Origin of the sequence: Actinoplanes nipponensis (genome assembly GCF_016862275.1) — a bacterium.
Taxonomy (GTDB): domain Bacteria; phylum Actinomycetota; class Actinomycetes; order Mycobacteriales; family Micromonosporaceae; genus Actinoplanes; species Actinoplanes nipponensis.
Genome location: NZ_BOMQ01000026.1, coordinates 165,059 through 189,035 on the forward strand (window position 1 = coordinate 165,059; position 23,977 = coordinate 189,035).

At 75.9% G+C, this 23,977-nt stretch carries 17 protein-coding genes; 11 read left to right on the forward strand and 6 right to left on the reverse strand.

Annotated elements, in window-relative coordinates; genetic code table 11:
* Positions 1-123 precede the first annotated feature (123 nt).
* Positions 124-2,130: an elongation factor G gene (locus Ani05nite_RS10705; RefSeq protein ID WP_203767296.1), complete on the forward strand. Its 2,007-nt coding sequence runs from the start codon at positions 124-126 to the stop codon at positions 2,128-2,130.
* Here Ani05nite_RS10705 and Ani05nite_RS10710 read toward each other — a convergent pair.
* The 3 genes from Ani05nite_RS10710 to Ani05nite_RS10720 form a co-directional block, all read right to left on the reverse strand.
* Positions 2,058-5,075, reverse strand: coding sequence for an EAL domain-containing protein (locus Ani05nite_RS10710; protein ID WP_203767297.1), 3,018 nt, complete (start codon positions 5,073-5,075; stop codon positions 2,058-2,060). The genes Ani05nite_RS10705 and Ani05nite_RS10710 overlap by 73 nt on opposite strands.
* A 73-nt stretch (positions 5,076-5,148) precedes the next feature.
* Positions 5,149-6,195: a Gfo/Idh/MocA family protein gene (locus Ani05nite_RS10715; protein WP_203767298.1), complete on the reverse strand. Its 1,047-nt coding sequence runs from the start codon at positions 6,193-6,195 to the stop codon at positions 5,149-5,151.
* Between the two features lie 98 nt (positions 6,196-6,293).
* The gene (locus tag Ani05nite_RS10720) at positions 6,294-7,280 is read right to left on the reverse strand and encodes a LacI family DNA-binding transcriptional regulator (RefSeq protein ID WP_239129635.1); all 987 of its coding nucleotides are present in this window, start codon (positions 7,278-7,280) and stop codon (positions 6,294-6,296) included.
* Between the two features lie 144 nt (positions 7,281-7,424).
* On the opposite strand from Ani05nite_RS10720, the gene Ani05nite_RS10725 reads away from it, so the two are divergent.
* From Ani05nite_RS10725 to Ani05nite_RS10755, 7 genes are all read left to right on the forward strand, one after another.
* On the forward strand, positions 7,425-9,332 hold the full coding sequence (locus Ani05nite_RS10725; protein WP_203767300.1) for a discoidin domain-containing protein: 1,908 nt from the start codon (positions 7,425-7,427) through the stop codon (positions 9,330-9,332).
* A gap of 80 nt (positions 9,333-9,412) precedes the next feature.
* Positions 9,413-9,913, forward strand: coding sequence for a GyrI-like domain-containing protein (locus Ani05nite_RS10730; RefSeq protein ID WP_203767301.1), 501 nt, complete (start codon positions 9,413-9,415; stop codon positions 9,911-9,913).
* Positions 9,906-10,739 carry a MerR family transcriptional regulator gene (locus Ani05nite_RS10735; RefSeq protein WP_203767303.1) on the forward strand — a complete coding sequence of 278 codons (834 nt, stop codon included), beginning with the start codon at positions 9,906-9,908 and terminating at the stop codon, positions 10,737-10,739. The genes Ani05nite_RS10730 and Ani05nite_RS10735 overlap by 8 nt, the downstream gene beginning before the upstream one ends.
* Complete coding sequence (locus Ani05nite_RS10740; protein ID WP_203767811.1) at positions 10,739-12,241, forward strand: MFS transporter; 1,503 nt, start codon at positions 10,739-10,741, stop codon at positions 12,239-12,241. The genes Ani05nite_RS10735 and Ani05nite_RS10740 overlap by 1 nt, the downstream gene beginning before the upstream one ends.
* Before the next feature lie 468 nt (positions 12,242-12,709).
* Positions 12,710-13,918 (forward strand): MFS transporter, encoded by a 1,209-nt coding sequence (locus Ani05nite_RS10745; RefSeq protein ID WP_203767304.1) that lies wholly within the window; start codon positions 12,710-12,712, stop codon positions 13,916-13,918.
* A gap of 25 nt (positions 13,919-13,943) precedes the next feature.
* Entirely contained in the window at positions 13,944-14,594 is a 651-nt protein-coding gene (locus Ani05nite_RS10750; RefSeq protein WP_203767305.1) for an HAD family hydrolase, read from the forward strand.
* A gap of 82 nt (positions 14,595-14,676) precedes the next feature.
* Entirely contained in the window at positions 14,677-15,393 is a 717-nt protein-coding gene (locus Ani05nite_RS10755; RefSeq protein WP_239129641.1) for a DUF1775 domain-containing protein, read from the forward strand.
* A 583-nt stretch (positions 15,394-15,976) separates the two neighbouring features.
* Here the strand turns inward: Ani05nite_RS10755 and Ani05nite_RS10760 are convergent.
* Positions 15,977-16,888, reverse strand: a complete 912-nt coding sequence (locus tag Ani05nite_RS10760; RefSeq protein WP_239129648.1) for a 5'-3' exonuclease — start codon at positions 16,886-16,888, stop codon at positions 15,977-15,979.
* 98 nt (positions 16,889-16,986) lie between these two features.
* Between Ani05nite_RS10760 and Ani05nite_RS10765 the strand changes: the two genes are divergently transcribed.
* Positions 16,987-18,129 (forward strand): acyl-CoA dehydrogenase family protein, encoded by a 1,143-nt coding sequence (locus Ani05nite_RS10765; RefSeq protein ID WP_203767306.1) that lies wholly within the window; start codon positions 16,987-16,989, stop codon positions 18,127-18,129.
* Between the two features lie 43 nt (positions 18,130-18,172).
* Positions 18,173-18,637 (forward strand): Lrp/AsnC family transcriptional regulator, encoded by a 465-nt coding sequence (locus Ani05nite_RS10770; RefSeq protein ID WP_203767307.1) that lies wholly within the window; start codon positions 18,173-18,175, stop codon positions 18,635-18,637.
* A 3-nt stretch (positions 18,638-18,640) separates the two neighbouring features.
* On the opposite strand, the gene Ani05nite_RS10775 is transcribed toward Ani05nite_RS10770, so the two are convergent.
* Both Ani05nite_RS10775 and Ani05nite_RS10780 read right to left on the reverse strand, forming a co-directional pair.
* Entirely contained in the window at positions 18,641-21,109 is a 2,469-nt protein-coding gene (locus Ani05nite_RS10775) for a DUF5005 domain-containing protein (RefSeq protein WP_203767308.1), read from the reverse strand.
* Positions 21,110-21,140: 31 nt separating this feature from the next.
* Positions 21,141-22,355 carry an MATE family efflux transporter gene (locus Ani05nite_RS10780; RefSeq protein ID WP_203767309.1) on the reverse strand — a complete coding sequence of 405 codons (1,215 nt, stop codon included), beginning with the start codon at positions 22,353-22,355 and terminating at the stop codon, positions 21,141-21,143.
* A gap of 29 nt (positions 22,356-22,384) precedes the next feature.
* On the opposite strand from Ani05nite_RS10780, the gene Ani05nite_RS10785 reads away from it, so the two are divergent.
* Positions 22,385-23,962: an MmpA family trehalose lipid delivery protein gene (locus tag Ani05nite_RS10785; protein WP_203767311.1), complete on the forward strand. Its 1,578-nt coding sequence runs from the start codon at positions 22,385-22,387 to the stop codon at positions 23,960-23,962.
* Positions 23,963-23,977 lie beyond the last annotated feature (15 nt).

Sequence of the window (23,977 nt, forward strand, 5' to 3'; positions counted from 1 at the left end):
TGGCGCCGCCCGGGGCGCCGCCCTAGGGTGGCGGTGACCACGGCAGCTCGGGGAAGGGTACGGACATGCGAGGAACCGGTGTGTTCAGGCCGTCCATCCGTTCCCTGACCTCCGAGGATCTCCTTGCCCACGCTCAATCTCGGCATCCTGGCGCACGTCGACGCCGGTAAGACCAGCCTCACCGAGCGCCTGCTGTACGCGCACGGCGCCGTCGCCACGCTCGGCAGTGTGGACGCCGGCAGCGCCACCACCGACAGCGGCGAGCTCGAACGCGAGCGCGGCATCACCATCCGGTCCGCGGTGGCCTCGTTCGCGCTCGGCGACCTGCGGGTCAATCTCATCGACACCCCGGGGCACCCGGACTTCATCGCGGAGGTGGAGCGGGCCCTGGCCGTCCTCGACGGCGCGGTGCTGGTGCTGTCCGCCGTCGAGGGCGTGCAGGCGCAGACCCGGGTGCTGCTGCGCTCGCTGCGCCGGCTGGGCATCCCCACGCTGGTGTTCGTCAACAAGATCGACCGGGCCGGCGCGCGCGGTGACGCCCTGCTGGCCGACATCCGCGCGAAGCTGGGCGTCGCCGTGGTCGCGCTGAACGCCGTCCGCGACCCCGGCGGTCCCGCGGCCGAGGCGGTGCCCCGGGCGTGGGCGGGCGCCGCCGCGGAGATCCTGGCCGACCACGACGACGAGCTGCTGGCCGCGCTGGTCGACGGCCACGAGCCGGGCCCGGCCGAGCTGCGGGACCGGCTCGCCGCGCAGACCGGCGCGGGCCACGTGCACCCGCTGTTCTTCGGCTCGGCCACCACCGGCGCGGGCACCGGTCAGCTCGCCGAGGGCATCGCGACGCTGCTGCGGCCCCGCCCGGTCGACGACGACACCGCCGACGACGCCCGCGGGCTGGTGTTCGCCGTGGAGCGCGGGGTGGCGTACCTGCGGCTCTTCTCGGGGGTGGTGCGTGAGCGGCAGCGTCTCGTGCTGCACCGGCCCGGCCCGGACGGCACGACGGCGCCGATCCGCGGTCGGGTCACCGCGGTCGAGGTGGTGGGCGCGGCGGGGGCCGAGCTGACCGCCGGCGGCATCGGCCGGCTGCACGGCCTGCGCGGCGTGCGGGTCGGCGACCGGCTCGGCGGGTCCGGCGATCCCGTCCCCGCCGCCCTGTTCTCCCCGCCGAGCCTGGAGTCGCTGGTGCGCCCCCGGGACCCGGCGCAGCAGGGGCGGCTGCACGCCGTGCTGACCGCGCTGGCCGACGAGGACCCGCTGATCCGGGCCCGCGCGGTGCCCGGGGGTGGCACGTCGGTGCTGCTGCACGGCGCGGTCCAGCGCGAGGTGCTGGCCGACCGGCTGGCCCGCGACTTCGGGCTGGCCGTGGAGTTCGGGGAGATCCGGCCGGTCTACTTCGAGCGGGTCACCGGCACCGGGGAGTGCGTGATCGCGTTCGACCCGCGCCGGCCCAACGACTTCTGGGCGACCGTGGGGCTGCGGGTGGAGCCGGGGCCGCCCGGGTCGGGGCTGCGCTACATCCGCGACGTGCAGCCGGGCGCGGTGCCGCAGGCGTTCCACCGGGCCACCGAGGAGGCCGTACGCCGCACCGTCGAGCAGGGCCTGTACGGCTGGGAGGTGGTCGACTGCACGGTCACGGTGATCCGTACCGGCTATCGGGCGCCGATCTCGGCGGCGGCCGACTTCCGCGGGCTGGCCCCGGTCGTGCTGCTGCGGGCCCTGCGGGACGCCGGCACCCGGGTGTGCGAGCCGTGCCAGGCCTTCGAGGCCGAGGTGCCCGCGGCCGCGGTGAGCGCGGTGCTCGGCCGGCTCGCCCTGCTCGGCGCCGACGTGACGGGTTCGGCCGAGCGGGACGGGTCGTGGCTGGTCACCGGCCGGCTGCCGGCCCGGTTGACGCACGAGTTCGCCGGCGCCCTGCCGGGGCTCACCCACGGCGAGGGCGCGCTGTGGAGCCGGCCCGGGCCGGACCGGCCGTTGCGGGGGCCCGCCCCGCGCGAGCCCCGGCGCGACGGCAACCCGCTGCGCTACGAGGAGTACCGGCGCTTCCTCGCCGCCCGGTCGCCTCAGGCGGCGACGGTCACCGCGCCCACCAGCGGCGGGACGTCGGCCGGCCACAGCGGCCGGGCGAACAGGTAGCCCTGGCCGTACGGGCAGCCCATCCGCTCCAGCAGGTCGCGCTGGTCGTCGTCCTCGATGCCCTCGGCCACCACGGTCAGGTCCAGGTTGCGGGCCAGCGTGACGATCGCGTCGACCAGCGCCCGCTGCTGGCGGCTGGCGGTGATGTCGTCGATGAACGACTTGTCGATCTTCAGCACGTCGACCGGCATCTGCCGCAGGTAGCTCAGCGAGGAGTACCCGGTGCCGAAGTCGTCGATGGCGATCCGCACGCCCAGCTCGCGCAGCGCCCGCAGTTCGGCCCAGACCTGCTCGGCGTCGCGCAGCACCAGGCTCTCGGTGATCTCCAGCAGCAGCCACTCGGGCCGCGCGCCGGCGTCGGCGAGGGCCCGGCGGACCCGGTCCACGAAGCCGGGGGCGCGGAACTGCCGGGCGGAGACGTTGACGCTCACGTAGCGCAGCGCCAGCTGCGGGTCGGCGGCGTGCCAGGCGGCGAACTGGCGCAGCGCCTCGCCGAGCACCCAGGCCCCGAGGCCGGCGATCGCGCCGCTCTCCTCGGCCAGCTCGATGAAGTGGTACGGGCCCAGCAGCCCCCGCTCGGGGTGCTGCCAGCGCACCAGCGCCTCCACGCCCACGGCCGCCCGGGTCCGCACGTCGACGATCGGCTGGTACTGCAGCACGAACTGCCGGGCGTCGATGGCCTCCAGCAGCGAGGTCCGCAGGGCCAGCCGTTCGACCATGGCGGTGTGCAGGTCGCTCCGGTAGCGCTGCCAGGTGCCCTTGCCGGCCCCCTTGGCCAGGTAGAGGGCCAGGTCCGCGTGGCGCAGCAGCTCGGTCGGGCCGCCGGCGTCGCGGCTGGTGGCGATGCCGACGCTGGCCGCGCCGCTGACGATGTGCGTGCCGCCGAGGCCGTCGCTCACCTCGACCGGCGTGGACAGCACGGCGACGATGTGCGCCGCGACCCGCTCGGCGGCGCTCGCGTCGGCGGCCGGCGCGACCAGCACCGCGAACTCGTCGCCGCCCATCCGGGCGGCCGTGTCGCCGGGGCCGATGGCCTGCGCGATGCGCCGGCCGACCGCGACCAGCAGCTGGTCGCCGACCGCGTGCCCGAGCGTGTCGTTGACCTCCTTGAAGTCGTCGAGGTCCACGAACAGCACGCCGACCTCGTCGGCGCCGCTGCCGGCCAGCGTGAGCGCCTGGTCGAGACGGTCGCGGAACAGCACCCGGTTGGCCAGGCCGGTGAGCCCGTCGTGGAACGCCTGGTGGGCCAGGTCGTTCTCGAGCCGGCGGCGTTCGGTGACGTCGCGGACGGTCAGCACCACGCCGCCGACGGTCGGGTCGGCCCGCAGGTCGCGGCCGCCGCACTCCACCTGCAGCAGGCGCCGGTCCGCGCACACGGCGGTCAGGTCGATGCCCTCGGCGTGCCCCCGCCCGGCGCGGATCCGGACGAGCGCGTCGGCCAGGGCGTCGTGGTGGGTGTCGGCGATGAGCAGGGCCAGCGGGGCGCCGGTCAGCTCCGGCCGGCCGAAGACGGCGGTGGCCGACGGGCTCGCGTACCGGATCCGGTCGTCGTCGCCGACGATGAGGATGACGTCCGACGCGCTCTGGATGAGCGTCCGGAAGTACGCCTCGCCGTCGCGGCGGCTGATCTCGCCGGCCAGCCCGATCCGCTCGACGACCATGGTGACCTGGGCCGCCAGCGCCCGGACGGCCGGCAGCACCGACCGCAGCACGGGCGTCGGGGCGGCCAGCAGGACCGAGCCGTGGTGCGGCGGGGAGCCCGGCAGAACCAGCGTGGCTCGCAGGGCCGACGCGAAGCCGTGCTCCGGGGCCGGCACCAGGCTGACGCCGGGCTCCGGGGCGGACGCGTCGGTCAGCGGGGCCCGGTCACCGACGATCAGCTCGTACCGCCGGCCGGCGGGCATCAGCATGGCGATCGCGGCCCGTACCGCGGCCACGATGTCGTCCTCGGTCGTCGCGGCGGCCAGGTCGGCGTTCGCCCGGCGCAGCGCGCTCTCCCGCAGGTTGGTGCGGCGCTGCTCGCCCAGCAGATCCCCGACCCGGGCCATGACCAGCAGGAACATCACCGCGGAGCCGGCCGCGATGACCGGGGCGTCGACCACCGCGCCGTTCAGGTGCTGGGCCAGCAGCACCGCGGGCGCGATCAGCGCGGCGAGCGAGAGCAGCAGCAGGCGACGCCCGCCGGTCGCCACCGTGCCGGGCGCCGGCTCCTGGGCGTCGGTGAGCCAGGTCATCGACGGGTGCAGCGCGGCGTAGCCGGCCGCGGCGTAGAAGACCACCCAGCCGAGGTCGACCGGGCCGCCCACGGCCCAGTAGCTGTCCAGGCGGGCCAGGCCGTAGACCACGTCGGAGATCAGCACCCCGACGATCGAGACGGCCAGCCAGCTCACCGCCGGCGGCTTGCGGCCGGCCCCGGTGAGCAGGCGCAGCATCATGGCCAGGGCCAGCACGTCACCCAGCGGGTACGCGACCGAGACGGCCTTCTCCAGCTGCGTGAGGTCGGCGGCCCGGGTGTACGGGGCGATCAGGCAGACCCAGGTGAGCAGGCCCAGGCTGACGGTGGGCACGAGGGCGTCGAGCAAAGCGGCCCGGTTGCCCGCGCCGGAGCGGGTCCGGATGAACCCGGCCAGGGCGGCCGCCAGCAGCGGGTAGACGAGCAGGTAGAGCACGTCGCCCTGGCCCGGGAACGGCGCGTCGAGCCCCAGGGCGAGGCGGGCGTACCCGATCGTGTCGCCGCCGACGAAGAACAGCAGGGCGGCGGCGAGCAGATACCAGGGCAGGCGCCGGGCCGGGCGGTGCCGGCGGACGCCGGCCACGATCGCCGCCGCGCCGGACAGGCCGATCAGGCCCCAGGTGAAGACGTGCAGGCCGGGCCAGGCGTAGTAGACCGCGGTCAGCCCGGCGAGCCACCCGGCGAAGCCGGCGCGGAGCGCGCGCGTGGTCATCCGGGGCTCCGTTCGGCGCAGGGCGGGCAGGTCCTCCCTCCCATCGGCGGCGAACGGGCCGGCTTGAGATCGTTCAGGCCCACATCTCGGTGGCCGTGGTGACCGTGCGGTCGGTGTCGGCCGCCTCCTCGACGGCGAGCGCGACGAGGTGGTCCTGGGCGCCGTCGGCCAGCGGGTACGGCGCCGGGGCGGCGCCGCGGACCCAGGCCGCGGTCGCGTCGAGCAGGGTGGCGATGGCGATCTCCTCGTCGCTCCAGCGCCGCCCCGGGTACGGGTTGCGGTACAGCACCTCGCCGCCGAGGGTGATCGTGTCGGTGTCGAAGCCGTCCAGGTCGAGGTCGTAGCCGGTCTGCCGGCGGACCAGCGGTGAGCGCACCAGCGTGCGCGGCTCGCTCAGCCGGATCACCTCGTCGTCGCGCAGCTCGCCGTGGCTGCCGCGGACCAGCAGCCGGCGGAAGCGCAGCTGGTTGTGCCACTGGTTGTCGGTGAAGTCGTAGAGCCCGCTGCGGCCGTCGCCGAAGTCGAGGGTGGCGATCGTCGTGGTGGCCGGCCGCGGGTCGGGGTCGTCGGTCCAGCCGTCGCGGGTCAGCGGGTCGACCAGCGGGGCGGTGCTGCGGCTGGCGCGCACGGTCACCGGGCCGCGGCCGGCGCCGAGCAGGCCCCGGATCAGCGAGACCGCGTGGTACTGATGGGTCGAGGAGACCTGGACCTGGGTGGGGGTGCCGATCAGCCCGGCCCGTACGGCGGCGGCGCGGGCGGCGTGCGAGGGCATCAGCAGGTACTGCTCGGCCACCTGGACCAGCCCGGAGTCGCCCACGGCGGCCCACAGCTCGCGCAGGCCGGCGGCGTCGGGGGCGGGCGGCGTCTCGGCCAGCACCGGCAGGCCGCGCTCGACGGCCTCGACGATCACGCCGGGGGTGACCGGCCAGGGCACCGCGGTGACCACGAAGTCGGGCCTGGTCGCGGCCACGCACTCGGCCAGCGAGGCGAACGTCGGCACGCCCAGCTCGCGGGGGGAGCGGACCACCGCCCCGGCGCACCGGACGCCCTCCAGGCCGGCGGCGATCCGCCAGAACATCTCGGCGCGCCAGCCGGCGCCCACCACCGCGAACGCCGTCATGACCGACCGCACCGGGCGGCGCCGCGCCGCGCTGCGCCGCGGCCTCGCGGGCGGGGGTCCGGAGGGCCGGGCAAGGATGAAAGGGTCACCGGCGCACCCTATCCGGGCGGGACGGCCCCGGTGGAGTCGCGGACCACCAGTTCGGTGGCCAGCTCCACGTGCAGCGCCTCCAGGGTGTGCCGGTCCAGCAGCCGGATCAGCAGCGTGACCGCCATCCGGCCCAGCTCGCCGAGCGGCTGGCGCACGGTGGTCAGCATCGGGCTGGTGGCCCGGCTCAGGTCGATGTCGTCGAACCCGGCGACCGACAGGTCCCGGGGCACCCGCAGGCCCCGCTCGGCGGCGGCCTGCAGCGCGCCGACCGCGGCCTTGTCGTTGAAGGCCACCAGCGCGGTCGGCCGCTCGCCGAGGTCGAGCAGCTCCCCGGCGGCGCGCCGGCCCCAGGCCACGGTGGGCTCGACGTGGCGGATCAGGTCCGGCGCACCGATCATCCCCGCGTCGGCCAGGGCGGCGGCGTGCCCGGCCAGCCGGGCGTCGCTGGCCAGCCATTCGCGCGGACCCGCCACGACGCCGATGCGCCGGTGACCCAGCCCGGTCAGGTGGGCGGTGAGCTTGCGCGCGCCGGCGGCGTGCGCGGCCGAGACGGCGGCGACGTCGCGCGGCGGGGGCAGCCGGGGGTCGACGACGACGAACGGGAACCGGCGGCTGCGCAGGGTCTCCAGGTCGGCCGCCGGCTCGGGCGGCAGGATCAGCACCGCCCCGGCGATGCCCGCCCGCCCGGGCAGCCCGGCCAGCACGGCGGCGTCCTGGGCCGCCTCGCCCGCGCTGAGCAGCACCGGGCGTTCGTGCAGCTGGAGCGTCTCGGCCACCGACGAGACGATGATCCCGAAGTAGTCGGTCAGCAGGTAGGGGCAGCGCACCAGCACGGCCCCGGGGATGGGCCGGGCCGGGCCGCGCGGCCGCGGGCCGGGCCGGTTGAGCCGGGCGACGGTGCTCTCGACCAGCTCGCGGGTCTCCGCGGTGACGCTGCCGCGGCCGTTGAGGACGCGCGACACGGTCGCGATGGAGACGCCCGCCGCGGCGGCCACTTCCCTCACAGTGCTGCGACCGCGCTCTGTTACATCGCCTTGTTTCACAGTTTCCACCGTAGCAGCGTTGACATCCTCGTTTCCGCATTGTCTCCTGTCGATGGCAAGTGGCGTATTGTTTCATTTGTTCCAGAGGGAGCGGCCATGAGACGACGAGCGTTCGGCGCGGCGGCCACCGCCGCGCTGCTGATCCTGGCGACGGCGCCCGCGCAGGCGCGCGGCGCCCGCCCGGTCGAGGCCCGGGTCTGGGTCACCACCGTCGACCGGGCGGAGCAGCTGCACGAGCGCGCCCCGGTCGCCTTCGCCCGCGGCGGCAGCCCCGAGACGACGATCACCATCGACCCGCGCACCCGCTATCAGAGCATGGACGGCTTCGGCGCCTCGCTCACCGACTCCGCCGCGAGCGTGCTGTACCGGCTCGACCCGGCCGCCCGGGACGACGCCCTGCGCTCGCTGTTCGACCCGCGCGCCGGCATCGGCGTCGGCTTCCTGCGCCAGCCGATCGGCTCCTCCGACTTCACCGCCGCCGCGGCCCACTACAGCTACGACGACGTGCCGGCCGGGCGGACCGACTTCGCGCTGCGGCACTTCAGCATCGACCACGACCGGGCGCAGATCCTGCCGCTGCTGCGCCGGGCCCGGCAGCTCAACCCCGACCTCAAGATCATGGGTACGCCGTGGAGCCCGCCCGCCTGGATGAAGACCAGCGACTCGCTGATCGGCGGCCACCTCATCGACGACCCGAGGATCTACGACGCGTACGCCCGCTACCTGGTCGCCTTCGTGCAGGCGTACACCCGGGCCGGCGTGCCGATCGACTACCTCACCGTGCAGAACGAGCCGCAGAACCGCCACGACGGCGGCTACCCGGGCGCGGCCGTGCCGGTGGCCCAGGAGGCCCGGGTCATCGCCGCGCTCGGGCCGCTGCTGCGCCGGGTCAGCCCCCGCACGAAGATCCTCGGCTACGACCACAACTGGGCCACGCACCCCGGCGACGTGGCCACCACGCCGCCCGGCGAGGACCCGGAGACCGACTACCCGTACCGACTGCTGGAGACGCCGGCGGCGCGGTGGGTCGCCGGGACCGCGTACCACTGTTACGCCGGCGACCCGAGCGCCCAGACCGCGCTGCACGACGCCCACCCGGACAAGGGGATCTGGTTCACCGAGTGCTCCGGCTCGCACGGGCCCGCCGACACCCCGGAGCAGATCTTCCGCGGCACGCTGACCTGGCACGCCCGTACGCTCGCGATCGGCGCCACCCGCAACTGGGCCAAGTCCGTGGTCAACTGGAACATCGCCCTGGACCACACCGGCGGGCCGCACCTGGGCGGCTGCGGCACCTGCACCGGCCTGCTGACCCTGCAGGCCGACGGCACGGTCACCCGAGACGCCGAGTACTTCACGATCGGGCACCTGGCCAAGTTCGTGCGCCCCGGCGCGGTCCGCATCGCCAGCACGTCGTTCGGCACCACCGGCTGGAACGGCCAGATCATGGACGTGGCGTTCCGCAACCCGGACGGCTCCACCGCGCTGGTGGTGCACAACGAGAACGACGACCCGCGGACCTTCGCCGTCGCGGTCGGCGGCCGTTCCTTCGTGTACACCCTGCCCGGCGGCGCGCTGGCCACCTTCACCTGGCCGCGCGGGATCACCGCGGACCGCGACCCGGTGCCGCTGACCGGCGTCACGGCGACGGCCTCGCCGGCGGGGGAGACCCCGGCGGCGGCCGTCGACGGCGACGCCTCGACCCGGTGGTCCAGCGGCGCCGCCCAGCAGCCCGGCCAGTACCTGCAGGCCGACCTGGGCCGGGCCCGGGTGTTCCGCCGGGTGGCGATCGACAGCGGCGGCTACACCGGGGACTACGCCCGCGGCTGGGAGCTGACCGCCAGCACCGACGGCGCCACCTGGCGCACCCTCGCCCGCGGCGCCGGGGCCGGCCAGCTGAACACCGTCGACCTGCGCCCGACCCGCGCCCGCTACCTGCGGATCACCTCGACAGGCAGCAGCGGGAGCTGGTGGAGCATCGCGGACCTGCGCCTGTACCGGTGATCGCTTGACCCGGCCCCAGGGGCAGGCGGCACGCTGGACGCCTGCCCCCGGGGTTCCGGTCCGACGATCAGGAGAAAGCGATGGAGATCCGCACCCGTGACGTGCCCGCACAGCACGTCGTCAGCGAGCAGCGCCGCGTCGACCAGGCCGCCCTCGAGGCGTGGCTGCCCGGCGCGATGGCCCGGATGGCCGCGGCCGCCACCGCCGCCGGCGGGCTGCTCGGCACGAGCTCGTGGCCGTACCTGGACCGGGCCGGCGCCGACCAGCCGGTCTTCGTGGTGATCTACGAGGGCGACCCGCACGAGGGCCCGACCCCGGTCGAGGTCTGCGCGCCGATCGCCGACGCCGGCGCCGCGACCCGCACCGTCCCCGCCCACCGCGAGGCGTACCTGCGGGTCACCAAGGAGCAGGTGGTCACCGGCGCGCTCGGCGGCGTCTACGAGGGCATCGAGAAGTGGATCGGCGAGCAGGGCCTGGTGGTCGCGGCGGCGCCCCGGGAGACGTACTGGACCGACTTCCCCGCCGCGGGGGCGCAGGACCCGGTCTTCGACGTCGCCTTCCCGGTGGCCGCCCGTGGCTGAGCGGCTCTCCGGGCTGCTCACCACCGGCGAGTTCGCCCGCCGCTCGCGGCTGTCGGTCAAGGCGCTGCGCCTGTACGACCGCAGCGGCCTGCTGCGCCCCGCCGAGGTGCACCCGGGCACCGGCTACCGGCGCTACGCCGAGCACCAGCTCTACGCCGCCCGCCTGATCGTGCTGCTGCGCCGCCTCGACATGCCGCTGACGCAGATCGCCGCGATCCTCGACGCCGGCGGCGCGGACGCCGGCGCCCGGCTGGCCCGCTACTGGACGGACGTGGAGCGGCGGCTGGCGGCCCAGCGCGACCTCGCCGACCGCCTGGTCCGCAGCCTCGCCGGGGAGGCCGTCGCCCCGGCCGGGGACTGGCCGGTGGCCACCCGCGAGGTGCCCGAGCAGCTGGTGCTGACCGAGCAGCGGTACGTCACCTCCGCCGGGCTGGGCTGGACCCGGGAGGCGGCGGCCCGGCTCACCGAGGTCGCCCGGCGGCACGGCGGGCCGGCCGGGCCCCGGTTCGTGGTGTTCCACGGCGAGGTCGGCGAGGACGGCGACGGGCCGGTCGAGGTGTGCGTGCCGGTCCCGGCGGGCGCCGTCGACCCGGCCACGGTCGCCGTCCGCCGGGAACCGGCGCACCGGGAGGCGTACATCCCGGTGATCCGCGGGCACTTCGAGGCGCCGCAGATCCTCTCCGTCTACGACGCGGCCCGCCGCTGGGTCCGCGCGCGGGGGATGACCGTCGCCGCGCCACCGCGGGAGGTGTACGCCTACCCCGCCGACCTCGACCACGGCGCCCCGGACGACCTGATGTGTGACGTGGCAGTCCCGTACGCCTGATCACGCCCACGTTTGCTGCCGCACCGGCCGGGCACTGGCGCACGGTGACCACGAACGCCTCCGACGCCAACCGCTGGAAGGCGATGTCCGTCGCCCTGGTGGCCGGCTTCATGACCCTGCTCGACGTCAGCATCGTCAACGTCGCGCTGCCGTCCATCCGGGCCGACCTCGACCTGAGCCCCGGCGGGCTGCAGTGGGTGCTGTCCGGTTACGCGCTGACCTTCGGGCTGCTGCTGGTGCCGGCGGGCCGCTTCGGCGACGCCCGCGGCCGGCGCAGCGTCTTCATCGCCGGCCTGGCCGTCTTCACCCTGTCCAGCGCCGCGGCCGGGCTGGCCACCAGCGCCCTGTGGCTGATCGTGGCCCGCCTGGTCCAGGGTGCCGCCGCCGGCGTGGTCAACCCGCAGGTCTCCGGCCTGATCCAGCAGCTGTTCCGGCCGGCCGAGCGCGGCCGCCCGTTCGGCCTGCTCGGCGCCACCATCGGCATCTCCACCGCGGTCGGCCCGCTGCTGGGCGGCCTGCTCATCCAGGTGTTCGGCGCCGAGTCCGGCTGGCGCTGGATCTTCTTCATCAACGTGCCGATCGGCGCGGCGGCCATCCTGCTGGGCGCCAAGTGGCTCCCGGCCCGGCGCGAGGACCAGCGCGAGCGGGAGAGCCTGGACCCGGTCGGCGTGGCCCTGCTCGGCCTGGGCGTGCTGCTGGTCCTGCTGCCGCTGGTCCAGGAACGGGCGTGGCCGGGCCCGGGCAAGTGGCTGCTGCTGGTGGCCGGGCTGGCCGTGCTGGCCGGCTTCCTGGCCTGGGAACGCCGGCACGCCCGGCACGCCACCCCGCTGATCGAGCTGCACCTGTTCCGGGTCCGCTCGTACGGCCTGGGCGCGCTGATCGGCCTGCTGTACTTCGCCGGCTTCACCACGCTGTTCTTCATCTACACGCTCTACCTGCAGAACGGCCTGCGCTACAGCGCCCTGCTGGCCGGCCTGGCGATCACCCCGTTCGCGCTCGGCTCGGCCGGCGCCGCGGCGCTCGGTGGCCGCATCGTGAACCGCTACGGCCGGCCGCTGGTGGCCGTGGGCCTGGCCCTGGTCGCGGTCGGCCTGGCCGGCACCGTGCTGGCGCTGCAGCTGGTCCCGGGCTCCGGCGGCGGCTGGGCGGCGGCGCTGCCGCTGCTGGTCGCCGGCCTGGGCAGCGGCCTGGTGATCAGTCCGAACCAGACCCTGACGCTGGCCGAGGTGCCGGTCGAGCGGGCCGGCAGCGCCGGCGCGGTGCTGCAGACCGGCCAGCGCATCGGTACGGCGGTGGGCATCGCCGTGGTCGGCGCGGTCTTCTTCAACCGGCTCGCCGCGAGCGGCAACGACTGGGGCTCGGCGCTGCGCACGGCCCTGCTGGTGACCATCGGCCTGGTGGTGGTGGCCCTGGCGGCGGCGCTGTCCGACGTGGTCTCCGACCGCCGCGCGTCCCGCCGGGCCGGCGAGGTCGCGGACCGGGAGCCGGAGCGCGTCGGATAGCCGCCCGGCCGCCGGGTGGTCGTGCCGGAGCGCGTCGGACAACCGGGCGCCGGTCGGTTGCGGAATACCGCAAGCCGATTGCGGAATACCGCAACGCCGGCGCGGGACGTCATTGTTCGCGACGGCCACCGGCAGACCTCCGGTGGCCGTCGCGAACGTTATTCCCGGTGGTGTCGAATGGCGTTCCGGGTCAGCGGGTCGGCCCCGCCCAGACCGTCGGGCCGGCCCAGCGGCTCGGTCCGGCCCAGACCGTCGGACCAGCCCAGGCGGTGGTGGTGGCGGTGGTGGTGGCGGTGGTGTGCATGGCAGCTCCCCTCGTGAAAGGACACTTGCGTCCTTCGGCTTGGCGGCGACTTTACGCACGACGGCGCGGGGAGGGAATGCCTGAGAACTGTTCGGCAACCGACAGTGGACGGCGGCCCGGAATCGGCGCATCATTCGGGGAACGCCAAGCCACGGGGGGCTCTGATGGCGCTTTCTCTGCTGCTCACCCAGCCGGATTTCGGCCGCTACTGGGCGGCGCGGCTGGTGTCGTACGCCGGCGACCAGATCGCCCGCACCGCGCTGCTGATCGCGGTCTTCGACCGTCACGGCGGCGCCGCGCTGGGGCTGCTGCTCATCGCCGGCACGGCGCCGCGGCTGCTCGGCCCGGCGCTCGGCGCGCTCGCCGACCGCTTCGACCAGCGCCGCATCATCGTCGTCTGCGACGTCGCCCAGGCCCTGCTGTACGTGGCCATCGCGGTGCTCGCCCCGCCGGTGCCGGTCCTGCTCGCGCTGGTCGCCGCCGCGGCGACGGCCGCGACCGCGTTCACCCCCGCGGGCCGCAGCCTGCTCCCGCGGCTGGTCGCGCCCGACCGCCTGGGTACGGCCAACGCCCAGCTCGCGGTCGGCGTGAACCTGGGCTTCGCGGCCGGCCCGGCGCTCGGCGGCCTGCTGCTGGCCGGGCTGGGCCTGGCGCCGACGCTGCTGCTGAACGCGGCGACCTTCGTGGTCTCGGCGAGCCTGGTCGCCGGCCTGCGGACGCTGTCAAGTCCGGCGTCGGCCGGGGCGCGCCCGTTCGGGGTCATCCTGCGCGAGGGCCTGACGACGGTGCACGGCAACCCGGTGGTCCGCGCGGTGGCGACGGGTTTCCTGGTGATGGTGGCGTTCGCCGCGCTGGACAACGTGGCGCTGGTCCCGTTCGCCCGGGCCGGCCTGGAGGCGAGCGCCGCGCAGATCGGCCTGCTCGGCTCCCTGTACGGCGCCGGCATGGTCCTGGGCCCGCTGCTGGTCGCCCGGGCCCGGATGGACCTGGTCCTGTACGCGGCGTTCGCCGCGCTGAGCGTGGGCACGCTGCTGACCGGGGCGAGTTCCGTGCTGCTGCTGGCGTTCGCCGGTCAGGCGCTGGCCGGCGCGGGAGCGGGCTGGCACAACGTCGCCGCGGACACCCTGATCCAGCGGCACGTGCCGGCCGACCGCCTGGGCACGGTCTTCGGCACCGTCTACATGTTCCCGTACGCGGCGGAGCTGATCGCGTACGCGGCCGGCGCCGCGCTGCTGACCGCCGTGGGCGGCCGCGGCCTGCTGCTGATCTCGGGCCTGGGCGTCGCGGCCACGCTCGGCGTCGTCGGCCCGCTGCTGGCCCGGGCGCTGCGCGGGGCCGCCGCCGCACCGCAGCCCGCACCTGCCCTGACCTGACCTGACCTGACCTAGGATCGGCCGCGTGTACCGGGCCGTGCTCCTCGACGTCTACGGCACCCTCGTCCGCGACGACGACGCCTGGGCCGCGCGGGCCGCGTCGCTGATCGCGGGTCGCTCCGCGGCGGACCCGGCCGTCGTCGCCAGGGACTGGGACGAGCGGATCTGGGCGATGGCCGACGCCGCCCACGGCGCCGCCTTCCGCACCCTGGCCGACCTCACCGTCAGCAGCCTCGCCCGGACGGCGGCCCTCTTCGGCGTCCCCGGCGCCGTCCCGCCACCGCGGCCCGGCGGTCACCCGCCCCTGTACGCCGATGCCCGGCCCTTCCTGGCGGCCCGCACCGTGCCGGTGTGCCTGGTCTCCGACGCCGACCGCGACAGCCTGCACGCGCTGCTGGACCACCACGGCATCACGGTGGAGGCCGTGGTGACGAGCGAGGACGCCCGGGCGTACAAGCCGCGCCCGGAGCCGTTCCGGATGGCGCTGCGCCGGCTGGGCGTGACCGCCGCCGAGGTGCTCCACGTCGGTGACTCCCCGGCGGCCGACATCGCCGGGGCGGCCGCGCTGGGCATCGCCACGGCCTTCGTCCGCCGCGCCGGCCGCTGCCTGCCGGCGTCCCTGACCGCCACCCACACCGTCGACGCCCTGACCGAGCTGCTGCCCGTGCTGGCGTGAGATCACGGGAACTTTTCGGCGCCGGCGAGCGACTGTGCCTCCGATCGACTTTCTTCCCGCTTCCGCGAAGGTGGTTCCCGGCGTGCGTAACAGGTTCCGGTTGACGACGGTCGGCGTGCTCACGGGGCTGGGGGTGCTGGCCCTGGCCGCGCCCGCGGCGGCGCACGTCGAGGTGAGCGCCGACAAGACCCGCGCCGGGTCCACCAACGTGACGCTGACGTTCCACGGCGAGGCCGAGAACCCGTCCGGCATCCGCAGCGAACGGGTGGTCCTGCCCGCGGGCATCGCCCCGGCCGACGTGACGCTGGTCAAGGCGCCGCCCGGATGGTCGTTCCAGGCGACCGCGGACGGCTTCACGGTCGGCGGCAAGGCGCTGCCCTCGGGCACGGACGCGGAGTGGAAGGTCAGGATCGCGAAGCTGCCCGACGGCGAGACCCGGCTGTCGTTCAAGACGCTGGAGACGTACGCCGACGGTGAGGTCGCCCGGTGGATCGAGATCCAGGAGCAGGGCGCGGAGGAGCCGGAGCAGCCCGCCCCGCTGATCACCTTGAAGCCCGGACCGGCCGCCGCGCCGGCCCCGTCGAGCGCGGCGCCGGCGGCCCCGAGTTCCGCGGCTGCTCCGGCCGCGTCTTCGCCCCAGGCCGCGGAGGTGCCGGCCACCGTCCAGGCCGAATCGGTGGCGGAGACCGATGAGGGGTCGTCCACCTGGTGGATCTGGGTGCTGGTTGCGCTGGTGGTCGCCGGCGGGGCGGGATATCTGCTGGTGCGCCGGCGCGCGGGACAGCACCCGGCCGAGTAGCCCGCCGCCGGGTTCCCTCGCCGGTCCCGGCCATCGCACACGGCGCGCAGCGGTCGAGCCTTCCGGGCGAGGCCGCGGGCGGCTCGGCGCCCTCACAGGTGCCGGCCGGGGTATCGCCCGATCGGGGCCCGATGGTGAAGCGCCGGGTCACCCACGGCGCGGGCCGCGCATCAAGATTCAGACCGCTGCCGACCGCCGCGACAGTCCGGCCCGCCGGCGGGCATCGTCCCTCCGATTCCGGAAGCGCGCTGATCAGCTGCCCGCCGGGCGGCCGGAGCCCGCGCGGACACTCACCCGGCTCCGACGAGCAGGTTCGCCGGCGGCGAAAGGCGGGGTACCACTGCGTCAACCGGCGCCACCAACGGCGAGACCTGGCCGCCCGCGCCGCCCTTGACCGCTCGTCGCCGTCCAGTCCCGGCCCGATGGCCGGCAGGACACGGCTGCACCCCCGGCGGGCCGCACCCCCGGCGGGCCGCACCCCGGCGGGCCGCACCCCGGCAGGCCGCACCCCGGCAGGCCGCACCCCGGCAGGCCGCACCCCGGCAGGCTGGTCCCCGGCAGGTGAGCCGCCCGGACCACCGGCTCAGCCCGCCAGCGCGTCCACCAGCCGCCGCGCCGACCCCGCCAGATTCCACCGCTCCGCCAGCGCCAGCAACGCCTCCGCATCCCGCGGCGACGCCGGCAGCGCCGCGTCGAACCCGGGCAGCCGCACGTCCAGGGCCACCTTGCACACCGGCAGCGCCGCCGCCAGGTAGTCCCGGGCCGCGTCCAGCTTGGTGCGCAGCCCGGGCGCGAAGCCCGCGTCCCGGTCGTCCAGCGCGGCCAGGATCTGCTCGATGCCGCCGTAGCGGGTGACCAGCCGGGCGGCGGTCTTCTCGCCGACGCCGGGGACGCCGGGCAGGCCGTCGCTCGGGTCGCCGCGCAGCGCCGCGAAGTCGGCGTACCAGCGGGCCGGGACGCCGTACTTGGCCTGGACCGCGGCCTCGTCGCTGTCCTCCAGCTTGGCCACGCCGCGGCCGCAGTACAGCAGCCGGGTGCCGCGGGTGTCGTCGACGAGCTGGTAGAGGTCGCGGTCGCCGGAGACCACCTCGACCGGCGCGGGCTGGGTGGCGGCGAGGGTGCCGAGCACGTCGTCGGCCTCGTAGCCGGCGACGCCGAAGGCCGGGATGCCGACCGCGTGCAGCACCTCGAGCAGGACCGGGACCTGTTTCTCCAGGGCCGCCGGCACCTCCTCGACGTCGCCGTGGGCGACGCGGTGCCGCTTGTACGACGGCACCAGCGCGACCCGCCACGCCGGGCGCCAGTCGGCGTCCAGGGCGCACACCATCCGGTCGGGCCGCCGGGTGCGGATGAGCTGGGCCAGCATGTCCAGGAACCCGCGGACCGCGTTCACCGGCTCGCCGGCGGTGGTGCGGGCCGCGGACTCGGGGATGCCGTGGAACGCGCGGAAATACAGGCTGGGGGCGTCCACCGCCAGCAGAGGTCGCTCGGTCACGGGACCAACCTAGTGGCACCCACCGACAATCCGCGGGATCCGGCCGCCGGTCCGGGGTCGGGGCTGACGCTGAGCCTAACGACCGTTAAGCTTGCGGGGTGACGGTCGAGCGGATCCTGCCAACGGACGAGGCGTACGAGTTGCTGGGCCTGACCCGGGAGATCGCCGCCGGCGAGCTCGCGCCCCGGGTCGCGCGGCACGAGGCGGAGGGTCTGTTCCCCCGCGACGTGCTGCGCACGGTGGGCCGGGCCGGGCTGTTCGGGCTGCCCTACCCGGAGGCCGACGGCGGGGCGGGCCAGCCCTACGAGGTCTATCTGCAGGTCCTGGAGATCCTGGCCGGGTCCTGGCTGGCCGTCGCCGAGGCGGTCAGCGTGCACACGCTGTCCTGCTACCCGGTGTGGGCGTACGGCAGCGAGCGCCAGCGCAAGTCGCTGCCCGACCTGCTCGGCGGCGACCTGCTGGGCGCGTACTGCCTGTCCGAGCCGCAGGGCGGCTCCGATGCCGCCGCCCTGACCACCCGGGCCCGGCGCGACGGCGAGGACTGGGTGCTGAGCGGCACCAAGGCCTGGATCACCCACGGTGGCCAGGCCGACTTCTACAACGTCTTCTGCCGCACCGGCGGCCCCGGCCCGTCCGGCATCTCGTGCGTGCTGGCCGACGCCGACACGCCCGGGATCCTGCCGCAGGCGCCGGAGCGCACGATGGGCCTGCGCTCGTCGCCGCCGGCCCAGATCGTCTTCGACGGCGCCCGGGTGCCGCTCGACCGCCTGGTCGGCGAGGAGGGCGCGGGCTTCCGCATCGCCATGCAGGCGCTGGACGCCGGCCGGCTGGGCATCGCCGCCTGCGCGGTCGGCCTGGCCCAGGCCGCGGTCGACTACGCGGCCGGGTACGCCCGCGAGCGCACCCAGTTCGGCCGGGCGATCGGCGAGTTCCAGGGCGTCGGCTTCCTGCTGGCCGACATGGCCACGCAGGTGTCGGCGGCCCGGGCGCTGCTGCTGCACGCCGCGCGGCTCAAGGACGCGGGGCGCCCGTTCTCGGTGGAGGCGGCCAAGGCCAAGCTGTTCGCCACGGACGCGGCCATGCGGGTGACGACCGACGCCATCCAGGTGCTGGGCGGGGCCGGCTACGTCAGCGACCATCCGGTGGAGCGCTGGTTCCGCGAGGCCAAGGTGCTGCAGATCGTCGAGGGCACCAACCAGATCCAGCGCCTGGTCATCAGCCGGTCGCTGACCCGCGGCTGAAACGGGTTCGTTACGGCGGCGCCCCGACCGGTATCTTGTCGCCGTGGAAGAGATCGACCGGGCGATCGTGGGCGCCCTCACCGTGGACGGCCGGCTGTCCTACACCGATCTCGCCGAGCGGGTCGGGCTGAGCGTGTCGGCGGTGCACCAGCGGGTACGCCGGCTCGAGCAGCGCGGCGTCATCAGCGGGTACACGGCGAAGGTGTCGTACGAGGCGCTGGAGCTGCCGCTGACCGCGTTCGTGGCGATCCGCCCGTTCGACCCGTCGCAGCCCGACGACGCGCCGGAACGGCTGGCCCACCTGGCCGAGATCGACTCGTGCTACTCGGTGGCCGGCGAGGACTTCTACCTGCTGCTGGTGCGGGTGGCCAGCCCGGCCGACCTCGAGCGTCTGCTCCAGGAGATCCGCACGGCGGCCAACGTGACGACCCGCACGACTGTTGTGCTGAGCACCCCGTACGAGAACCGCCCGCCGCGGATGGCCCCCGTTCCCGCCGCGGAGGCGTAGTTCCTAGGACACCGTGACGGAGGCTGCCGCCGAGGCGTCGCCGGCCGGGGTGAGCACCCGGAACTCGTAGCGGTGGCCCGCGGTGAGCAGCACCGTGTCGAAGCGGTTGCCGGTGACCGGGTACGGGTCGGTGCGCCACGACTCGCCGGCGGTCACGTCGCGCACCTGCACCCGGTACGACTGCCCCGGCCTGGTCTCGCGCCAGGTGACCCGCACGGCGCCCGGGCCGGTGCTCACGGCCCACAGATCCACCGGTACGGCCGACGGCATGGTCACCGTCAGCGGCGGCGACTGCGGCCCCACCCCGCCGGGGCTGAACGCGGCCACCCGCAGCTCGTACTCGTGGCCGTCGCGCAGCCCGCGCAGGGTGCTCCGGGCGCCCTCGACCGGGATGTCGTCGCGGGTGAAGGTGCGCTCGCCCGCGGTCACGTCCCGCCGGAACACCCAGTGCCAGCGCTCCGGCGACGTCCACCGCAGCTCCACCAGGCCGTCCTTGATCTCGGCGCGCAGGTCGGCGGGGACGGCCGTGGGCGTGGCGACCCGGGCCCGCACCCGGACCCGCTCCGACAGCGGCCCCTCGCCGCCGTCGTTGAGGGCCGCGACGGCGAACTCGTACTCGTGGCCGTGCTTGAGCAGGCGCGCGCGGTAGCTCGTGCCGGTGGCCAGGGCGGGGCGGCCCAGCCGGGTCTCGCCGGCCGTCACGTCCCGGCTGTGCACCCGGTACGCCAGCTTCGGCGCGACCTGCGGCCAGGTCAGGTCGACCGTGCCGTCCGGGCGGGCGGTCGCGGTGGGCGCCGCCGGGGGAGCGGCGGGCGGCGCCACCCGTACCCGCACCCGGGCCGGCGGGGACGGCTTGCTCTCGCCGCCGCCGCCGACCGCGACGACGGTGATGTCGTAGGTGCGCCCGCTGCGCAGCGGGCCGATGGTGGCGCTGGTGCCGGGGAAGGCGCCCGCCGGGGTGGCCCGTTCCGCCCCGCCGGTCACGTCGCGGTGGAAGACCTTGAAGAGCTGGACGAACGGGATCGTGGACCAGCGCGCGGTGACCTCGCCGGTGGCGTCGGTCTCGGCCCGGACGCCGGTCGGCGCGGGCGGTGGCGGCACGGTGGCGGTCATGGTGGCCACGTTCGACAGCGCGCTCTCGCCGTGCTTGTTGACCGCGGTCACCGCGAACTCGTACCTGTGCCCGTTGACCAGGAAGTCGGACCGGAAGGTGCGGGCCGCGCCGGGGCCGTCGCCGGGCAGCCGGACGAAGTGGGTCTGCCCGGCGGTGGTGTCGCGGCGGTACACCCGGTAGGTCGGGTTGTCGCCCGGCGGCGGCTGCCAGGCCAGCCCGGCGTTGCCCGCGCCCTCCGCGGCGGCGGTCAGCCCGCTCGGCGGGCGGGGCGCCTTGCGGGACCGGGTGCGTGGCGGCCAGTCGACCTCCACGAAGCGCGGCCGGTAGATGCTCGCGTCGGCGTACGCCACCCGCTCGTCCAGGTTGTTGACGTTGTAGGAGATCAGCAGCTTGCCCGGCCGGGCCAGCTCGGTGTGCAGGTCGGCGTCGTAGACGATGTGCCCGGCGTCGGTCTCGGGGGCGCGGAACAGGTAGTGCGGACCGTCGAACGGCCCGGTGGGCGAGTCGGCGGTGTACGCCACGAAGTCGGCGCTGAACATCAGGTTGTTCTCGTGGGTGACCAGCACGTACCGGTCGCCGACGCGGCGCACCCCGTAGTTGGTGCCGACGCCGCTGAGCACGCGGGCGGAGTCGGTCACCCGGGCCGACCAGCCGGAGCCGGTCCAGAACTCCCACGGCCGGCGCAGGTCGGTGCCGGCCACCCGGGCCAGGTGCGCGAACTTCATGCTGCCGGCGGCCTCGGTGCCGTACACGTAGGTGTGCCGGCCGGCCGGCAGCACCTCGGAGCCCCAGGAGACCCGGTTGCCCAGCGGCAGGGGCTCGACCCGTCCGGCCCGCAACCCGGGCAGGTCGAAGGTGGCCAGGGCGGTGCCCAGCAGCTTGTGGTCCAGCGGCCCGGTGCCGGTGAGGCCGTACCGGTTGACCAGCACCTGCACGTCGCCGCCGGAGACGGCGGCGTCGCCGACCCAGTGGAACTCGTCGTCGCGGTCGGTGGGGACCAGCGAGTACGGCGCCTGCTCGGTGCCGCCGTGCACGGTGCGGCCCAGCGTCCGGCCGTCCTGGACGATCGCCGAGTTGTGCACCAGCGGCGCGGACGCCGGGCGGGAGCCGTCCGCGGCCGGCCGGCCCAGGAAGGTGTCGGAGAACAGCCACAGCGTCCGCCCGTCGGGCAGGCGGACCGAGGCGGTGCGGTCGGCGCCGAGCCACTGCCCGGAGGTGTCGCCGTACTGGCGGAACAGCGTGGTCAGGGCCTTGGCCGAGAATCCGCCGGAGGCGGCCGGCACGGCCGCGGGGCCGGCCGCCGCGGTGACGACGAGCAACAGCAGGGCGGCCCAGCCACCGAGCAACCACCGCGACATGACGCGCACCACCGGACCCCCGCCCCCTGGGCTATTCGATCGATACTGTGCCACGGTCCGGCCGGTGCTCGTGAACCGCCCGGCCCATCCGCCGTCCCACCAGGACGGCCGAGACGGCGAGGGCGAGGGCGGCGGCGCCGAGCGCGCCGAACGCGATGCCGGGCAGGGTGTGCGGCAGCACCAGCCAGGCGGCGGCCACGAAGACCGCGGTCACCATCCACAGTGGCGCCGAGGGCCACGGGGCGTGCGCGGCGACCTGGGCGTTGATCAGGACGAAGACGACCCCGTAGAGGGCGCCGGTGGCGGCGAAGACCGGGGCGTAACGGCCCAGGCCGGCGTAGTCCGGGCCGCCGGCCAGCCGGAACGCCAGCCCGCCGCCGGCCGCGGCGGCCGCGGTCAGCGCGAGCCCGCTGGCGCCGACCAGGATCAGGGCGAGCCGCAGCGTACGGGTGTTGCCCTGGGCCAGCCGCGGCAGCGCCAGCACGGTGACCACCTGCGGCGCCCACAGCGCGCCCTTGGTCAGCACGGTGCCGACCGCGTACGCGCCCGAGGCGTCGAACGGCAGGAACCGGCGGGCCAGCAGCAGGTCGGCGTACGAGACCACCAGCATCGCCAGCGTCGCCCCGCCCGCGGTCAGCACCGACCGGGCCGCCAGCGGCGAGCCGCCGGCCACCACCCCGGGCCGGCGGGCCAGCACGTGCAGCACCGGCAGCACCAGGATCGCGGTGGCCGCGCCGATCAGCAGCGCCCCGGTCAGCCCGGCGCCGAGGGCCAGGCCGGCCACCACGCCGCCGTACCGGCCGCCGGCCAGCACGGCCAGCCCGGCGGCGAGCGGCAGGAAACGCTGGTCGCCCTGCATCTCGCCGAGCCAGCGGCCGGCGGCCACCACGCCGACGGTGGAGACGCCGGCGAGCACGGTGGCCATGGCCGGCAGCCGCAGCACCAGCACCGCCAGCGGCAGCGCCACCAGCAGCGCTCCGGCGGTGACCGCCACGGTCAGCACGGCGGACCGGGTGGCCGGCGACGGGCCGTAGCGGGCGCGGTGCACGGCCACCGCGATCTGCAGGCCGGTGCTGGCCACGCCGGCGATCGCGGTCATCGCCAGCAGGGTGGCCAGGGCGCTCAGGTCGGCCGAGGTCAGCAGGCGGGCGCCGAGCACCGGCACGACGTAGGCGAGCAGGTTGGCCAGCACGCCCGCCGCGGTGACCGCGATCCCCGCCACGCCGATGCCCTCGCGACTGGTCATGCTGCCATCCCGTCCGGTAGTTGCGTATCGTGGCGCCACGTAAAGGGCGGATCTTCGAGGGGGCGAGCGTGCGGGACCGGCTGGCCCTGCCGCTGACCGCCGTGGCCGTGACCCTGGCCGTGCTCGCGCCGCTGGCCGCGCCAGGGTACGTGCTCGTCTACGACATGGTCTTCGTGCCCCGCCAGCCGCTGCGGGCCGAACTGATCTGGCCGTCCGGGACGCTGCCGCGCGCGGTGCCGCTGGACGCGCTGGTCTCGCTGTCGGCCACCGTCGCGCCGGGCTGGCTGGTGCAGCGGGTGGTGCTGGTGGCCGTGGTGCTGCTCGCCGCGCTCGGGGCGGGCCGCCTGGTGCCGACGGGGCGGCTGCTGCCCCGGCTGATCGCCGCGGTCGGCTACGCGTGGACGCCGTACCTGGCCGAGCGGCTGCTGATCGGCCAGTGGGGGCTGCTGCTGGCCTACGGGGCGCTGCCCTGGCTGGTCTCCGGGGCGCTGCGGCTGCGCGCCGGTGACCGCCGCGCCCTGCTCCCGGTGCTCGGTTTCGGGGCGCTGGCCGCGGTGACGCCGACCGGTGGGCTGATCGCGCTGGTGACCGTGGTGGTGCTGACGGCCGGCCGGCGGACGGGACGGGCCGCGGCCGCCGCGGCGGCCGGCGGGCTGGCGTTGCTCAACCTGCCCTGGGTGCTGGCCGGGCTGCTGAGCGGGGCGGACGCGCGCAGCGACCCGGCCGGGGTGGCGGCGTTCGCGGCCCGCGGCACGGACTGGACGGGACCGCTGGGCGCCCTGGCCGGCACCGGCGGCATCTGGAACGCCCGGGCGACCCTGCCCAGCCGGGAGTCGCCGCTGGCCGCGCTGGGCACGCTGCTGGTGCTGGCCCTCGCCGGCTACGGCTGGCGGCTGCTGCGCGAGCGGCGTCCCGAACTGGCGCCCCGGCTGGCGGTCCTGGCCGCGGTGGGTTTCCTGCTGGCCGCGGTCGCCGTGCTGCCCGGCGGGGACGACGCGTTGCGGTGGCTGGTGGCGCAGGTGCCGGGGGCCGGGGTGCTGCGCGACGGGCACAAGTTCCTCATGCCGTACGCGTTGCTGCTGGCCCTGGGCGCCGCGCTCGGCGCCGAACGGCTCGGCCGGCGCCCGGTCCTGGTCGGGGCGCTGCTGCTGCCGGTCGTGCTGATGCCCGACCTGGCCGGCGGGGCCGTGGGCCGGCTGCGGCCGGTGTCCTACCCGGCGGACTTCGCCGTGGTCGCCGAGCGGATCGCGGCCGCGCCGGGCCCGGTGGTCTCGCTGCCGTTCGCCGCCTACCGCACCTACCCGTGGAACGCCGGTCGGACCGTGCTGGATCCGCTGCCCCGCTACGTCGACGCCGACGTGCTGGTCGACGACCGGCTGATCGTCGGCGACCGGGTGGTGCGGGGCGAGGACCGCCGGGCCGAGGCGGTCCGGCAGGCCCTGGCGGCCGGCCGGCCGCTGGCCGCGCTGGGGGTGCGCTGGGTGGTCGTGCAGCGGGTGGCGGGTTCCGCGCAGCTCCCGGCGGGTGCGCTGACCGGCTTGCGGCTGGTGCATGCCGGCGCCGACCTCCAGCTCTACGAGAACGGGTCTTCGCAAACAAGTTACTAGGTGGTAACGTGCCGC

Excerpts from the sequence above, each read along its gene's own strand:
- Ani05nite_RS10710 (WP_203767297.1), bottom strand. The coding sequence starts at position 5,075 with ATGACCACGCGCGCGCTCCGCGCCGGCTTCGCCGGGTGGCTCGCCGGG.
- Ani05nite_RS10715 (WP_203767298.1), bottom strand. The coding sequence starts at position 6,195 with ATGACGGCGTTCGCGGTGGTGGGCGCCGGCTGGCGCGCCGAGATGTTC.
- Ani05nite_RS10725 (WP_203767300.1), top strand. The coding sequence starts at position 7,425 with ATGAGACGACGAGCGTTCGGCGCGGCGGCCACCGCCGCGCTGCTGATC.
- Ani05nite_RS10730 (WP_203767301.1), top strand. The coding sequence starts at position 9,413 with ATGGAGATCCGCACCCGTGACGTGCCCGCACAGCACGTCGTCAGCGAG.
- Ani05nite_RS10745 (WP_203767304.1), top strand. The coding sequence starts at position 12,710 with ATGGCGCTTTCTCTGCTGCTCACCCAGCCGGATTTCGGCCGCTACTGG.
- Ani05nite_RS10775 (WP_203767308.1), bottom strand. The coding sequence starts at position 21,109 with ATGTCGCGGTGGTTGCTCGGTGGCTGGGCCGCCCTGCTGTTGCTCGTC.
- Ani05nite_RS10780 (WP_203767309.1), bottom strand. The coding sequence starts at position 22,355 with ATGACCAGTCGCGAGGGCATCGGCGTGGCGGGGATCGCGGTCACCGCG.